A 15445-nucleotide genomic window follows, 5' to 3' on the forward strand; every position below is an offset into this window, starting at 1 on the left:
AAACGCTCGTGTCGTATCACCTGATCGATCCTGAGATCACACCCAGAACCAGACACTGCCAGTATTGACAATGGCGACCATATGAGGAGCCTGTCGGACCTGGGAATCGTCGGCTGCAAATGGGCCGCAGCGGTCCATTTTCCACCGTCTTTTTGGCCCATAGCCCTACTATGGGCCTGCAAATCCAGCAAAAACTGGCCTCGCTGGGGCCCATTTTCGCTTTCGACGCCCCAACTCCGACAGGCTCCTAGCCCAACACCACCGGCACCCAGTGGTTGATCAAGGCGCCGCCCGCCAGCAGCCAGCCAAACAGAATCAGCGCCAGCAGCAGCGGCTTGGCACCGGCCTTGCGAATGGCGCCAAAGTGCGTGGACAGGCCCAGCGCGGCCATGGCCATGGCCAGCAAACCGGTGTCGATTTCGGTGACAAGGTGGACGAAAGGCGCAGGCAGCCATTGCTGCGAGTTGAGCAGCACCACCGCCAGAAAACCGAAGGCAAACCAGGGCACCGTGATCTTGCCTTTGCCAGCCACCGCGCCGCCTGCCCCCTTTGCAGCACGGCCACCGGCAGCGCGCGCCATCCAGCCCGAGAGCAGCAACAGGAACGGCGCCAGCATCATCACCCGCACCATCTTGGCAATCACCGCGGTGTCGGCCGCCTCAGGCCCGATGGACTGCGCCGCAGCCACCACCTGCGCCACCTCGTGAATGGTGGAGCCTGCGTACTGGCCAAACCCCTTGGCACCACCGGGAATCACGCCCCATGCCTGGTTCAGCTGAAACAGCGCCGGGTAGAGAAAGATCGACAGCGTGCCAAACACCACGACTGTTGCCACGGCCACGGTCACCTGCTCGGCCCGCGCCTTCACCACCGGCTCGGTCGCCAGCACGGCGGCGGCGCCGCAGATCGAACTGCCGGCGCCAATCAGCATCGCGCTCTCCCGCTCCAACCCCAGCCAGCGCACGCCGATCCAGCACGCCAGGCCAAAGGTGGAGCACAGCACCAGTGCATCCACCACCACGCCCGCCCACCCCATCTGGCCGATGTCCTGCGTCGTTAGCCGCAGTCCATAGAGCACGATACCCAGGCGCAGCAGTTGCTGTTTGGACGCCTGCACCCCCGGCCCGCTGGCCGCGGCAAAGCGCGGGTAAACCGTATTGCCCACCAGCATGCCCAACACGATCGCCAGCGTCAGCGCGCTCAATCCATGGGCCGCCAGCCAGTCGATGCGGCCAAGCGCCATCGCGGCAGCCGCCAAGACCGCGCTCAGGCACAGCCCTGGCAGCAGGCGCAGGGCATGGCCTCGCAAATCGGTGCCCTGCGCCGAGCGGGCCGAAGCACTCCAGTGAGCGCCGGAAAGTAAGCGGGATTCAGTGAGATGGGCCATGGATGCAGTCTGATCTTCAAGCGCTGACCCGTCCAACAGCTTGTTTGCGTATGATTGACCTGATAACCAGGTAATACGCCCCTATGGACCTTCTGCGCCTGAGCCTGCGCCAGCTGCAAATCTTTGTCGCCGTCGCCCAAAGCGGCAGCACCAGCGCCGCCAGCGACGCCATCGCGCTCTCGCAATCTGCCATCAGTGCAGCGGTGAACGAGCTCGAACGTATGCTCTCGCTGCAGCTCTTCGACCGCGCCGGCCGGCGCCTGCTGCTCAACGACAACGGCCGCGCCCTGCTGCCGCGCGCGCTGCGCATGCTTGAAGACGCGTCCGACATCGAGCGCATGGCGCGCGATGCCGACCAGCAGCTCCAGTCGCTGCGCATTGGCGCCAGCACCACCCTGGGCAACCATGTGCTACCTGCCCTGCTGGCCCGGTTCTTTGGCAGCAGCCCGGCCACCGCACCGCACTGGCAGTCCAGCGTGGCCATTGGCAACACCGAAGACATCTGCGCGCAGGTGGCCGACTTTGCACTCGACATCGGCCTGGTCGAAGGCCACTGCCACCACCCGCAACTGCTGACACGCCCCTGGCTGCACGACGAACTGGTGCTGGTCGCGGCGCCCGGCGGCGCGCAAGGGCTGGACCCGCGCGAACCCACCAGCCTGGAGCAGCTGCAGAACGCCGTCTGGCTGCTGCGCGAGGCCGGATCAGGCACGCGAGAAACCGGCGACGCCGCCATCCTGCCCCAACTGCACAGCTACCGCCGCGTGATCGAACTGGGCAGCTCGGAAGCCATCCAGCGGGCCGCCACTGCCGGCCTGGGCATTGCCTGCCTGTCGCGCTGGGTGGTGCAGGACTTTCTGCGCGAGGGGCGGCTGGTGGAGTTAATCACCCCGCTGCCGGCCATTCAACGCCAGTGCTTTTGTGTGCTGCGGCGGGGGAAGCAAAGGACGGCGGCGCTGGAGCGGTTGCTGGGGCAGCTTGGGTTGGAGGGGTGACGCCTAGCTCTCCGCGAGCGGATGCCGGCGTCCGACCCAAAGCCGCCGAATCAGTCTCTCGTGCTCCATGGGCAGGTGTTTAAGTGGAGCAGCCGTCCGAGCACAAGGGTCGCGGACAGAGCCTCTCCACAGCTGTCGCTCTAACCCGTGTAATGGAAGGGTGTGGATTACGGTCGCGTTGAGCTACCGCGGTCTGCATTGATCTCATCGAGTACATCGTGCGGGTTTTGATCATGAACTCTTGCGGGTCTCGGTTAGGCGATCCCTTCTTCGTGGCGCTCAACCCGCACCCTGCAGTCAGCTAGCGTAATCTCTGGTTGATTCTCGCTTCAGTATCCTCCCGAGCAGCTTCCCGCTCGTAGGTATCTGTCAGCTTCATAAGCAGTTCGGAAGCCACGTACGGCGATGACATCCGGAGCTGCTGGGCCCACTTTCTGTATTTCTCGGCCAGTTGGCGTTCCTGATCCCCGCCGGGACCTCGAGTATGAACCCCTCGTGAGTTGTACACGCCAGTATGCGCTCCGCGCATCATATCCTCGGACTGGAGATCTTCCATCACGGTTCTCACCGCCTCACAAGGCCAGGCGCCGTCCTTGCCGATCTGCGCCGAGGCAAGCAGTTCTCCAATTACGACATCAGCGATTCCGATGCGCGACAGCTCCGCGCAGGACTTGCGCACGGTTTCGGTCCACTTTGCCAGGCGCTCAGCATCAATGCTCCCTTGTTCGTCGCTTCCAGGGATTCTTTTCATTGCTTGTATGAGCTTGTATCCCCGTTCAGCCATTGGTCTGGCTTTTTCTGCTTCAACTCTGAATTCAGGAGGGTCCTCCGCTCGGTCACTGCGTTTGTACGTCCATACGATGGCTTGGACCAGTACTTCAGGGTGATCCTCGATGTAGCGCTCGAGGTTCGGAATTGCGGACTTGGCACGCCGGTCCCATCCGCGGTCAAGCACTTCTAGATACGCGAATTCAAGGCCGGCCTTCTGTTCGAGTGACAGTTCGGAAGTCTTGTTGATGCATTCGAAGGCCCTTTCGACGTGGTAGTGCTCAAGCAGGTATTCGCCCGCCTTGTCGTCGCCGTCCTGTGCCATGACCGTGAGAAGTTGGAAGAGCGTGTGGACCGGCAGCTTTTCGGGGTGATACTTCGCGAGTGCAAACGCTGCGCGTGGTCGCCTGGCCTTCATGAGCATGTCGACCGCCTTGGCGATCTCCGCAGGGGAGTCCCGCATCCAGCCGGGAACGACCTCCTTCCAGTACCGCGTTTCAACCTCCTCTCCATATGAGGAGACCAGCGACCAAGTGCCTTCGCCGAAGGGCGCGAGCGCCAGGAAGCGGGCCGCGTTGTCGGGACCCATCGCTGTAATGGCAGAGCTTAAGAATGCTTCGCGTTTTTTGTCGTTGGGCATCACGCCTAAAGCGCCTTGGATCAGCCATTCCGATGCTCGGGTCGCAGACTCACTCTCGCTCCTTTTCTGGAAGGCTTGGGTCACCAGGGCGAGCAGCTCTTCCTCGTCCAGCACTCGCTCGGCCACAAGGGCGCCGATGATTCCCGATGCTCCGCTACGGATTGCCGTATCGAGCAAGCCGGCGACGCCATACTGCCCGTGGATTTCTTTCAGCGCATCGGCCCGCTGCTTCCGGATCCGCGCCTCGCGCTCTTCATAGTCAATATTTTCTAGGTCTTCGAGCTCGCCGGCAGACTCTTCGATCCAAGTGCCCTTGAAAAGCCACGCGTGCTTGTCGAGGAGATTGCTCGGTTCAAGCGCGGCATGGATGTGCTTTGCAGCAGCCGCTACACGGGATTGCTTGCTGCTTTTCCTCGCGCGCAGAGTTGCGCGACGGGACAACGTCGAGACTCGAATTTTTTCGCGCAACGCAATCTTGTCGCTGTCGCTTGCGGTCTTCGCCCATGCCTCGACCAGCGCCCATGCGCGATCCTGATCAGCATCCGCCAGGTCGTGGAGGCGGTCGATTAGGTCGGACAGCATCGACACCGAGTAGCGTGGCTGCGATAAGGCTAGCTCTATCATTTTGCCCGCGAACTCTAATATCGGCCCCCACGTCGGAAACGGCTCACCGTGGCCGTATCCGTCCGGGCGCCAAGTCGGCTTGTGGCTGTAGTCCCCGACTTGGTGGTGGTTGCCGAATTGCGCGACGCAAAGCGTCCAGGCGACATCCGGGAACCTGTTGAACAGGACTTTTACCAGCGCCAAGCGCTCGTCATTATTGGCTGCAGTCTGGGGCATCCATGATCGGAATATCGCTGCCAGCGAATGCGCCGGTTTGTTGACCCAGTTGTCGTTGATCTCTATCTGCGCGAGACGTGCGAGAATCATCACCGTACGAGGAAGCGTCTCCGGATTCCATGCGAGCCCTTCCAACGCCCAGAGCAGTCCAGTGCGGCTGGGACTGCCGAATATGCCGGACCCAGCGGGACGAAGGAGGCCGAAAACTGCGGGACTGCTCGTTTTCAGGTCGCGCTCGATGATCGAGAGAAATTCGGTCGGCGCTGCTTCAGCGTAGAGGGGCAGGTCGCGGTCGTTGGCTTCGAGGGTGCGCGTGGTGAGGGGATCGCTAAGTAGGTCGCGCACTACCAGGGCGGCCTCGACCTCCGTATCTATCCCCAAGCGTGCCTTGAAAAGGCCCACCCCGTGAACGGCTAGGAGTACGAGCGTTTCCGAAATGCCCTGACGGAACGCTGGAGAAAATTCCCGAGTCTTGCCGTGAATGGACGCGGCCCATCGCTGGTCTTCGGCGAGATCAAGAGAGGGATCATCCTCGCCCAGCACCATCCGAGCGACGTCGAAATACCGCTTCAGGTCATCGCGGGTCACGTAGCGAGCAATGGCGTAGAGTAGGTCGATCTTCGAGACGACCCCGCGATATGTCCCGATGGACCAAAGCGGTGAGTCGTTCAGTTGGATCAGGCGTTGGAAGTCCTTTTCCAGTGCTTCGTACGCGCGGTCGCCTGCCAGCAGGGACAGTCCTGCCATGTCGGTTTCGTTGAGCGCGTGCCACGCGCCTACCAGCATGAAGGCGATTAGGTTCTCCGGGGCCTGTTGCTGTGTCGCCCAAAGTGGCATTCGTACGGCCTCGACGGTCGCGAGCCGGCGGCGCAGGACGGTAAGTGAGCGTCCCGACTCGTTTGCTAGGCTCTTGATCTCATCCCGGTTCTTGCCAATGCCTTTAAGCGCGGAATCGAATGTTTCGAAACTGACGGGTTCGAGAACGATATCCGGCTCTGCGTTGACGGAGTTCCTTGGATACACCACGATGGAGTGCAATTGTTCAGCGTACGGCGCGAGTTCAAGTTCGACTTCGCGCGAGTGCACTACTGGAATGAACGGCCTCGTTCCGCCTGCAAGTTTCGGTAGGACACCAGCTTTATCGAAAACCAGGATCTGGTACCGATAAGGTTCCAGTTCGGCACTTCCTTCGGGGCCAAAGCACTGGGCAACAAAGGCCAGCGCTTCGTTGGTGGAGTCCGCTGCGACCACGATTGGACCTTTGGGCCCCTTCGCGAGGCGGGAAGCGAGCTTGCGCTTCGCGTCCTCGATGGCCGAACTGAACAGCGAGCCGGGCAGCGGTGGAGTTGCCACGTTCGCCCAGTCTGTCCAGCACTTGTCGAGCGAGCGGACGCTCTGCGTCGGGGATCCTGTCTCGTTGGCAAACCATACTTGGCCGGGCAGAGATTGCTCCACCCACTGCTCAAGGTCGCTGGAGTCATAGGCCCGGACGTCTTTCCAGGAACCTTCTTTCTTCTTTTCAGTAACCCAAGCGTTTTTGCCAGCCCATCTGCGAGGAGTGACGAAAACGAATTCCATCGATGCCCTGTCATTTGCATCAGTTGCAGCTACGCTTTTCTTGTAATCTTTGTCCGCTTTCGTCTTAGGATCCTCGTTGGTGCCAAACTCCCAACCCGAGTGGCCAGCCGGCACCCAAGCAGTTCCCTCGTTCGCCACGATTCGACCGTCCCAGCCGGCACGCTGGGAGTCGTCGTTACCCGGGAAGTCGACTTCCGTGAGTCCGCTCCCTGTCGAATGGACCAAGGTCCTCAGGAATACCGCGAACCTGCTGCGAGCGACGATGTTGTGCGAAGCCCAACTCTCTATGTCGTTGGCTTTGATTGCCAGGAACGGGGGGACATACGCTTTCGCGTTCGTCGGGATACTCTTCTGTTTAGCCTTGAAGGCGTCGTACTGAGCCTGCATTTCGAGCAGATCTTTCCTGGGGAATCCGAATGCCTTCTCGATGCGAGTCGCCATATCTGCAGTGAGGGACGCTTTCCCGTTAAGCAGGTTGGAAAGTGCCGGACGTCCGACGCCAATAAGCTCGGCGGCTTTAGTCACGGACATATTCGCCGGGAAAACCTCTGCCTTGATGCGTTCGCCAGGATGACGGACTTCGCTGGTGTCCATATGCTTCCAATCGCTAACTGTTGGCTGTGAATCGATGGCAGCGACCATACTGCATGGTGTAGCGCGACACAATACAGTATTCATCGAATTTGGCGTTGGTCGACCAGCGTCGGGCGAACAACTTGGCTGAATAGTCAGTCGCAAGCAGGAACCATCGGTGGTTGCGCTAATCGGCAGGCGGCCGGGCCTGCCGCCGGAGCTTGTGAGTGTCCGCTTAGGCCGCGAGGACTCGTAGCCCGTGCGGCAGGTTTCGCGGTGGACCGGTCTTCTGGGTGTCTGCTCAAGCGGGAAACCGAGCGTCGGCAGTTGGCCGACAACAGCCGTTCATCTTCTCGGATTTGAATGCGCTGCCTCAGATAGGAAAGGCCACGAACCCGCGCTGCGCCCACCGTTCCGGGATTAATGGAATGGACGCCCCCACCTGATCGGCCTTGAAGTGCCAAAGTGGAGGCTCGATCAACCACTTGTTCAACAGACAGGAGCGTCCACCATGCAAGTTACCACCGTTGGCATCGATCTGGCCAAGAACATCTTTCACGTGCACGGTGTCGATCACACCGGTCGGATCGTCTTCAGCAAGCCCCTGCGCCGCGCGCAGATGGCCGAGTTTTTTGTCGGTTTGCCGCCGTGCCTGATTGGCATGGAGGCCTGCTCAGGCGCGCATTTCTGGGCGCGCAAGCTGCAAAGCCAGGGGCACGATGTGCGCCTGATGTCACCGCAGTTCGTCAAGCCCTACGTCAAATCCAACAAGAACGACCGCGCAGACGCGCAAGCCATCTGCGAAGCTGTCAGCCGCCCCAGCATGCGCTTTGTGGCTGTCAAGAGCTGCGAACAGCAAGCGGTGCTGGCCGTGCACCGCGCACGCCAGGGCTTTGTGAAGATGCGCACGGCGCTGGCCAACCAGATTCGCGGCTTGCTCAGTGAGTTCGGCATCGTGATGGCCCAGGGCCTGCGCGTGGTGCTCGTCCAAGCTGGCGCCGTTGCCGCTGATGAGCGCATGGCGCTGCCTTCGCCCATGCGCACCCTGATCGGACATCTGCACCAGCAGCTCAAGCAGCTCGATGCGCAGGTCGCTCAACTGGAGCAGCTCATCGCCTCATCGGTGCAGGCAGACAGCGCCGAGCGACGGCTGCAGCAAGTGCCGGGCATCGGCCCCATCACCAGCAGCGCCATCGTGGCCACCGTGGGCGATGCCACGCTGTTTGCCAATGGCAAGCAACTGGCCGCCTGGCTGGGGTTGGTGCCGCGCCAGCACTCCAGTGGGGGCAAGGACAAACTGCTGGGCATCAGCAAACGCGGCGATGGTTATGTGCGCACCTTGCTCATCCATGGAGCGCGCTCGCTGATTCAGGCCAATGAGCGGCGGCGCGCCGCAGGCAAAAGCACCGATGCGTGGCTCGATCGGCTGCTGAGCCGGCGCAACGCCAATGTGGCTGCAGTTGCACTGGCCAATCGCAATGCACGCATCCTTTGGGCCATGCTGGTCAAAGCCAGCGAATACCGGCCCGAGGCCAGAATGTTGGCCGCAGTATGAAAGCGAACGAGGACAAACACGATTGAAACGGGCAGCGCACCCATTGATTGCACAGGCAACGCTCAAGGCGAGATGATGGCAAGCACAGGTTGGACCGGCATCAGCAAAACCCGATGACCCCGACGTGCCGGCAACGAGCACGCGAAATTGATAGGGAGCTGGTGAGCGAATTCCATCAGGGACAGGGTTGAAAGTGACCCAACAAAGTCCGGATGTATGGCAGCAGTCCTGATACCTTTGAAAACAACATCATGCTCAGGCGCGGCTTGGCAAACCGGGGGCGTCCATGTATGGGGTCTGAGCACGAGTTTCGCTGCGCGAAATCGTGATCCGACCCCAATACCTGCGCCGCGCTCGTGCAGGTTGCCGGGGCCGAGCGCAGCGATGGCCCGAAAGGATGTTGGCCCCCAACTCCCCTCTGGCCGTGCCGAGGAGCACAGGCGCAAAGCGGATCAGGGCCGCGCGCTGTTTGAGCGAAGCGAGTTTGCGCGGACCCCGCTTTGCGCCGCGCACCGCAGGTTGCGGTTATTAATGGAATGGACGCCCCCACCTGATCGGCCTTGAAGTGCCAAAGTGGAGGCTCGATCAACCACTTGTTCAACAGACAGGAGCGTCCACCATGCAAGTTACCACCGTTGGCATCGATCTGGCCAAGAACATCTTTCACGTGCACGGTGTCGATCACACCGGTCGGATCGTCTTCAGCAAGCCCCTGCGCCGCGCGCAGATGGCCGAGTTTTTTGTCGGTTTGCCGCCGTGCCTGATTGGCATGGAGGCCTGCTCAGGCGCGCATTTCTGGGCGCGCAAGCTGCAAAGCCAGGGGCACGATGTGCGCCTGATGTCACCGCAGTTCGTCAAGCCCTACGTCAAATCCAACAAGAACGACCGCGCAGACGCGCAAGCCATCTGCGAAGCTGTCAGCCGCCCCAGCATGCGCTTTGTGGCTGTCAAGAGCTGCGAACAGCAAGCGGTGCTGGCCGTGCACCGCGCACGCCAGGGCTTTGTGAAGATGCGCACGGCGCTGGCCAACCAGATTCGCGGCTTGCTCAGTGAGTTCGGCATCGTGATGGCCCAGGGCCTGCGCGTGGTGCTCGTCCAAGCTGGCGCCGTTGCCGCTGATGAGCGCATGGCGCTGCCTTCGCCCATGCGCACCCTGATCGGACATCTGCACCAGCAGCTCAAGCAGCTCGATGCGCAGGTCGCTCAACTGGAGCAGCTCATCGCCTCATCGGTGCAGGCAGACAGCGCCGAGCGACGGCTGCAGCAAGTGCCGGGCATCGGCCCCATCACCAGCAGCGCCATCGTGGCCACCGTGGGCGATGCCACGCTGTTTGCCAATGGCAAGCAACTGGCCGCCTGGCTGGGGTTGGTGCCGCGCCAGCACTCCAGTGGGGGCAAGGACAAACTGCTGGGCATCAGCAAACGCGGCGATGGTTATGTGCGCACCTTGCTCATCCATGGAGCGCGCTCGCTGATTCAGGCCAATGAGCGGCGGCGCGCCGCAGGCAAAAGCACCGATGCGTGGCTCGATCGGCTGCTGAGCCGGCGCAACGCCAATGTGGCTGCAGTTGCACTGGCCAATCGCAATGCACGCATCCTTTGGGCCATGCTGGTCAAAGCCAGCGAATACCGGCCCGAGGCCAGAATGTTGGCCGCAGTATGAAAGCGAACGAGGACAAACACGATTGAAACGGGCAGCGCACCCATTGATTGCACAGGCAACGCTCAAGGCGAGATGATGGCAAGCACAGGTTGGACCGGCATCAGCAAAACCCGATGACCCCGACGTGCCGGCAACGAGCACGCGAAATTGATAGGGAGCTGGTGAGCGAATTCCATCAGGGACAGGGTTGAAAGTGACCCAACAAAGTCCGGATGTATGGCAGCAGTCCTGATACCTTTGAAAACAACATCATGCTCAGGCGCGGCTTGGCAAACCGGGGGCGTCCATGTATGGGGTCTGAGCACGAGTTTCGCTGCGCGAAATCGTGATCCGACCCCAATACCTGCGCCGCGCTCGTGCAGGTTGCCGGGGCCGAGCGCAGCGATGGCCCGAAAGGATGTTGGCCCCCAACTCCCCTCTGGCCGTGCCGAGGAGCACAGGCGCAAAGCGGATCAGGGCCGCGCGCTGTTTGAGCGAAGCGAGTTTGCGCGGACCCCGCTTTGCGCCGCGCACCGCAGGTTGCGGTTATTAATGGAATGGACGCCCCCACCTGATCGGCCTTGAAGTGCCAAAGTGGAGGCTCGATCAACCACTTGTTCAACAGACAGGAGCGTCCACCATGCAAGTTACCACCGTTGGCATCGATCTGGCCAAGAACATCTTTCACGTGCACGGTGTCGATCACACCGGTCGGATCGTCTTCAGCAAGCCCCTGCGCCGCGCGCAGATGGCCGAGTTTTTTGTCGGTTTGCCGCCGTGCCTGATTGGCATGGAGGCCTGCTCAGGCGCGCATTTCTGGGCGCGCAAGCTGCAAAGCCAGGGGCACGATGTGCGCCTGATGTCACCGCAGTTCGTCAAGCCCTACGTCAAATCCAACAAGAACGACCGCGCAGACGCGCAAGCCATCTGCGAAGCTGTCAGCCGCCCCAGCATGCGCTTTGTGGCTGTCAAGAGCTGCGAACAGCAAGCGGTGCTGGCCGTGCACCGCGCACGCCAGGGCTTTGTGAAGATGCGCACGGCGCTGGCCAACCAGATTCGCGGCTTGCTCAGTGAGTTCGGCATCGTGATGGCCCAGGGCCTGCGCGTGGTGCTCGTCCAAGCTGGCGCCGTTGCCGCTGATGAGCGCATGGCGCTGCCTTCGCCCATGCGCACCCTGATCGGACATCTGCACCAGCAGCTCAAGCAGCTCGATGCGCAGGTCGCTCAACTGGAGCAGCTCATCGCCTCATCGGTGCAGGCAGACAGCGCCGAGCGACGGCTGCAGCAAGTGCCGGGCATCGGCCCCATCACCAGCAGCGCCATCGTGGCCACCGTGGGCGATGCCACGCTGTTTGCCAATGGCAAGCAACTGGCCGCCTGGCTGGGGTTGGTGCCGCGCCAGCACTCCAGTGGGGGCAAGGACAAACTGCTGGGCATCAGCAAACGCGGCGATGGTTATGTGCGCACCTTGCTCATCCATGGAGCGCGCTCGCTGATTCAGGCCAATGAGCGGCGGCGCGCCGCAGGCAAAAGCACCGATGCGTGGCTCGATCGGCTGCTGAGCCGGCGCAACGCCAATGTGGCTGCAGTTGCACTGGCCAATCGCAATGCACGCATCCTTTGGGCCATGCTGGTCAAAGCCAGCGAATACCGGCCCGAGGCCAGAATGTTGGCCGCAGTATGAAAGCGAACGAGGACAAACACGATTGAAACGGGCAGCGCACCCATTGATTGCACAGGCAACGCTCAAGGCGAGATGATGGCAAGCACAGGTTGGACCGGCATCAGCAAAACCCGATGACCCCGACGTGCCGGCAACGAGCACGCGAAATTGATAGGGAGCTGGTGAGCGAATTCCATCAGGGACAGGGTTGAAAGTGACCCAACAAAGTCCGGATGTATGGCAGCAGTCCTGATACCTTTGAAAACAACATCATGCTCAGGCGCGGCTTGGCAAACCGGGGGCGTCCATGTATGGGGTCTGAGCACGAGTTTCGCTGCGCGAAATCGTGATCCGACCCCAATACCTGCGCCGCGCTCGTGCAGGTTGCCGGGGCCGAGCGCAGCGATGGCCCGAAAGGATGTTGGCCCCCAACTCCCCTCTGGCCGTGCCGAGGAGCACAGGCGCAAAGCGGATCAGGGCCGCGCGCTGTTTGAGCGAAGCGAGTTTGCGCGGACCCCGCTTTGCGCCGCGCACCGCAGGTTGCGGTTATTAATGGAATGGACGCCCCCACCTGATCGGCCTTGAAGTGCCAAAGTGGAGGCTCGATCAACCACTTGTTCAACAGACAGGAGCGTCCACCATGCAAGTTACCACCGTTGGCATCGATCTGGCCAAGAACATCTTTCACGTGCACGGTGTCGATCACACCGGTCGGATCGTCTTCAGCAAGCCCCTGCGCCGCGCGCAGATGGCCGAGTTTTTTGTCGGTTTGCCGCCGTGCCTGATTGGCATGGAGGCCTGCTCAGGCGCGCATTTCTGGGCGCGCAAGCTGCAAAGCCAGGGGCACGATGTGCGCCTGATGTCACCGCAGTTCGTCAAGCCCTACGTCAAATCCAACAAGAACGACCGCGCAGACGCGCAAGCCATCTGCGAAGCTGTCAGCCGCCCCAGCATGCGCTTTGTGGCTGTCAAGAGCTGCGAACAGCAAGCGGTGCTGGCCGTGCACCGCGCACGCCAGGGCTTTGTGAAGATGCGCACGGCGCTGGCCAACCAGATTCGCGGCTTGCTCAGTGAGTTCGGCATCGTGATGGCCCAGGGCCTGCGCGTGGTGCTCGTCCAAGCTGGCGCCGTTGCCGCTGATGAGCGCATGGCGCTGCCTTCGCCCATGCGCACCCTGATCGGACATCTGCACCAGCAGCTCAAGCAGCTCGATGCGCAGGTCGCTCAACTGGAGCAGCTCATCGCCTCATCGGTGCAGGCAGACAGCGCCGAGCGACGGCTGCAGCAAGTGCCGGGCATCGGCCCCATCACCAGCAGCGCCATCGTGGCCACCGTGGGCGATGCCACGCTGTTTGCCAATGGCAAGCAACTGGCCGCCTGGCTGGGGTTGGTGCCGCGCCAGCACTCCAGTGGGGGCAAGGACAAACTGCTGGGCATCAGCAAACGCGGCGATGGTTATGTGCGCACCTTGCTCATCCATGGAGCGCGCTCGCTGATTCAGGCCAATGAGCGGCGGCGCGCCGCAGGCAAAAGCACCGATGCGTGGCTCGATCGGCTGCTGAGCCGGCGCAACGCCAATGTGGCTGCAGTTGCACTGGCCAATCGCAATGCACGCATCCTTTGGGCCATGCTGGTCAAAGCCAGCGAATACCGGCCCGAGGCCAGAATGTTGGCCGCAGTATGAAAGCGAACGAGGACAAACACGATTGAAACGGGCAGCGCACCCATTGATTGCACAGGCAACGCTCAAGGCGAGATGATGGCAAGCACAGGTTGGACCGGCATCAGCAAAACCCGATGACCCCGACGTGCCGGCAACGAGCACGCGAAATTGATAGGGAGCTGGTGAGCGAATTCCATCAGGGACAGGGTTGAAAGTGACCCAACAAAGTCCGGATGTATGGCAGCAGTCCTGATACCTTTGAAAACAACATCATGCTCAGGCGCGGCTTGGCAAACCGGGGGCGTCCATGTATGGGGTCTGAGCACGAGTTTCGCTGCGCGAAATCGTGATCCGACCCCAATACCTGCGCCGCGCTCGTGCAGGTTGCCGGGGCCGAGCGCAGCGATGGCCCGAAAGGATGTTGGCCCCCAACTCCCCTCTGGCCGTGCCGAGGAGCACAGGCGCAAAGCGGATCAGGGCCGCGCGCTGTTTGAGCGAAGCGAGTTTGCGCGGACCCCGCTTTGCGCCGCGCACCGCAGGTTGCGGTTATTAATGGAATGGACGCCCCCACCTGATCGGCCTTGAAGTGCCAAAGTGGAGGCTCGATCAACCACTTGTTCAACAGACAGGAGCGTCCACCATGCAAGTTACCACCGTTGGCATCGATCTGGCCAAGAACATCTTTCACGTGCACGGTGTCGATCACACCGGTCGGATCGTCTTCAGCAAGCCCCTGCGCCGCGCGCAGATGGCCGAGTTTTTTGTCGGTTTGCCGCCGTGCCTGATTGGCATGGAGGCCTGCTCAGGCGCGCATTTCTGGGCGCGCAAGCTGCAAAGCCAGGGGCACGATGTGCGCCTGATGTCACCGCAGTTCGTCAAGCCCTACGTCAAATCCAACAAGAACGACCGCGCAGACGCGCAAGCCATCTGCGAAGCTGTCAGCCGCCCCAGCATGCGCTTTGTGGCTGTCAAGAGCTGCGAACAGCAAGCGGTGCTGGCCGTGCACCGCGCACGCCAGGGCTTTGTGAAGATGCGCACGGCGCTGGCCAACCAGATTCGCGGCTTGCTCAGTGAGTTCGGCATCGTGATGGCCCAGGGCCTGCGCGTGGTGCTCGTCCAAGCTGGCGCCGTTGCCGCTGATGAGCGCATGGCGCTGCCTTCGCCCATGCGCACCCTGATCGGACATCTGCACCAGCAGCTCAAGCAGCTCGATGCGCAGGTCGCTCAACTGGAGCAGCTCATCGCCTCATCGGTGCAGGCAGACAGCGCCGAGCGACGGCTGCAGCAAGTGCCGGGCATCGGCCCCATCACCAGCAGCGCCATCGTGGCCACCGTGGGCGATGCCACGCTGTTTGCCAATGGCAAGCAACTGGCCGCCTGGCTGGGGTTGGTGCCGCGCCAGCACTCCAGTGGGGGCAAGGACAAACTGCTGGGCATCAGCAAACGCGGCGATGGTTATGTGCGCACCTTGCTCATCCATGGAGCGCGCTCGCTGATTCAGGCCAATGAGCGGCGGCGCGCCGCAGGCAAAAGCACCGATGCGTGGCTCGATCGGCTGCTGAGCCGGCGCAACGCCAATGTGGCTGCAGTTGCACTGGCCAATCGCAATGCACGCATCCTTTGGGCCATGCTGGTCAAAGCCAGCGAATACCGGCCCGAGGCCAGAATGTTGGCCGCAGTATGAAAGCGAACGAGGACAAACACGATTGAAACGGGCAGCGCACCCATTGATTGCACAGGCAACGCTCAAGGCGAGATGATGGCAAGCACAGGTTGGACCGGCATCAGCAAAACCCGATGACCCCGACGTGCCGGCAACGAGCACGCGAAATTGATAGGGAGCTGGTGAGCGAATTCCATCAGGGACAGGGTTGAAAGTGACCCAACAAAGTCCGGATGTATGGCAGCAGTCCTGATACCTTTGAAAACAACATCATGCTCAGGCGCGGCTTGGCAAACCGGGGGCGTCCATGTATGGGGTCTGAGCACGAGTTTCGCTGCGCGAAATCGTGATCCGACCCCAATACCTGCGCCGCGCTCGTGCAGGTTGCCGGGGCCGAGCGCAGCGATGGCCCGAAAGGATGTTGGCCCCCAACTCCCCTCTGGCCGTGCCGAGGAGCACAGGCGCAAAGCGGATCAGG

8 protein-coding genes are annotated in these 15445 nt (G+C 61.7%); 6 read left to right on the forward strand and 2 right to left on the reverse strand.

Translation table 11 applies throughout. The features are described from left to right. Positions 1-247: 247 nt before the first annotated feature. Positions 248-1387 carry a YeiH family protein gene (locus C6571_RS07240; RefSeq protein ID WP_106446093.1) on the reverse strand — a complete coding sequence of 380 codons (1140 nt, stop codon included), beginning with the start codon at positions 1385-1387 and terminating at the stop codon, positions 248-250. Positions 1388-1470: 83 nt separating this feature from the next. On the opposite strand from C6571_RS07240, the gene C6571_RS07245 reads away from it, so the two are divergent. Next, the gene (locus C6571_RS07245; protein WP_106446094.1) at positions 1471-2382 is read left to right on the forward strand and encodes a LysR family transcriptional regulator; all 912 of its coding nucleotides are present in this window, start codon (positions 1471-1473) and stop codon (positions 2380-2382) included. A gap of 301 nt (positions 2383-2683) precedes the next feature. Here C6571_RS07245 and C6571_RS07250 read toward each other — a convergent pair whose 3' ends face one another. Then, positions 2684-6886 (reverse strand): HigA family addiction module antitoxin, encoded by a 4203-nt coding sequence (locus C6571_RS07250; protein WP_211300710.1) that lies wholly within the window; start codon positions 6884-6886, stop codon positions 2684-2686. A gap of 406 nt (positions 6887-7292) precedes the next feature. Between C6571_RS07250 and C6571_RS07255 the strand changes: the two genes are divergently transcribed. The 5 genes from C6571_RS07255 (at position 7293) to C6571_RS07275 (ending at position 14988) form a co-directional block, all read left to right on the forward strand. Next, the gene (locus tag C6571_RS07255) at positions 7293-8336 is read left to right on the forward strand and encodes an IS110 family RNA-guided transposase (protein ID WP_106445180.1); all 1044 of its coding nucleotides are present in this window, start codon (positions 7293-7295) and stop codon (positions 8334-8336) included. A gap of 619 nt (positions 8337-8955) precedes the next feature. Next, on the forward strand, positions 8956-9999 hold the full coding sequence (locus tag C6571_RS07260; protein ID WP_106445180.1) for an IS110 family RNA-guided transposase: 1044 nt from the start codon (positions 8956-8958) through the stop codon (positions 9997-9999). Positions 10000-10618: 619 nt separating this feature from the next. Next, on the forward strand, positions 10619-11662 hold the full coding sequence (locus tag C6571_RS07265; RefSeq protein ID WP_106445180.1) for an IS110 family RNA-guided transposase: 1044 nt from the start codon (positions 10619-10621) through the stop codon (positions 11660-11662). A gap of 619 nt (positions 11663-12281) precedes the next feature. Beyond that, positions 12282-13325 carry an IS110 family RNA-guided transposase gene (locus tag C6571_RS07270; RefSeq protein WP_106445180.1) on the forward strand — a complete coding sequence of 348 codons (1044 nt, stop codon included), beginning with the start codon at positions 12282-12284 and terminating at the stop codon, positions 13323-13325. 619 nt (positions 13326-13944) lie between these two features. Further along, on the forward strand, positions 13945-14988 hold the full coding sequence (locus C6571_RS07275) for an IS110 family RNA-guided transposase (RefSeq protein ID WP_106445180.1): 1044 nt from the start codon (positions 13945-13947) through the stop codon (positions 14986-14988). The last annotated feature ends 457 nt before the right edge of the window (positions 14989-15445 follow it).

The organism is Simplicispira suum, assembly GCF_003008595.1.
In the GTDB taxonomy this organism is placed as follows: Bacteria; Pseudomonadota; Gammaproteobacteria; order Burkholderiales; family Burkholderiaceae_C; genus Simplicispira; species Simplicispira suum.

Bases quoted from the DNA above. Each gene is read 5' to 3' on its own strand.
- C6571_RS07240 (WP_106446093.1), bottom strand. From the start codon at position 1,387: ATGGCCCATCTCACTGAATCCCGCTTACTTTCCGGCGCTCACTGGAGT.
- C6571_RS07245 (WP_106446094.1), top strand. From the start codon at position 1,471: ATGGACCTTCTGCGCCTGAGCCTGCGCCAGCTGCAAATCTTTGTCGCC.
- C6571_RS07250 (WP_211300710.1), bottom strand. From the start codon at position 6,886: ATGAATACTGTATTGTGTCGCGCTACACCATGCAGTATGGTCGCTGCC.
- C6571_RS07255 (WP_106445180.1), top strand. From the start codon at position 7,293: ATGCAAGTTACCACCGTTGGCATCGATCTGGCCAAGAACATCTTTCAC.
- C6571_RS07260 (WP_106445180.1), top strand. From the start codon at position 8,956: ATGCAAGTTACCACCGTTGGCATCGATCTGGCCAAGAACATCTTTCAC.
- C6571_RS07265 (WP_106445180.1), top strand. From the start codon at position 10,619: ATGCAAGTTACCACCGTTGGCATCGATCTGGCCAAGAACATCTTTCAC.
- C6571_RS07270 (WP_106445180.1), top strand. From the start codon at position 12,282: ATGCAAGTTACCACCGTTGGCATCGATCTGGCCAAGAACATCTTTCAC.
- C6571_RS07275 (WP_106445180.1), top strand. From the start codon at position 13,945: ATGCAAGTTACCACCGTTGGCATCGATCTGGCCAAGAACATCTTTCAC.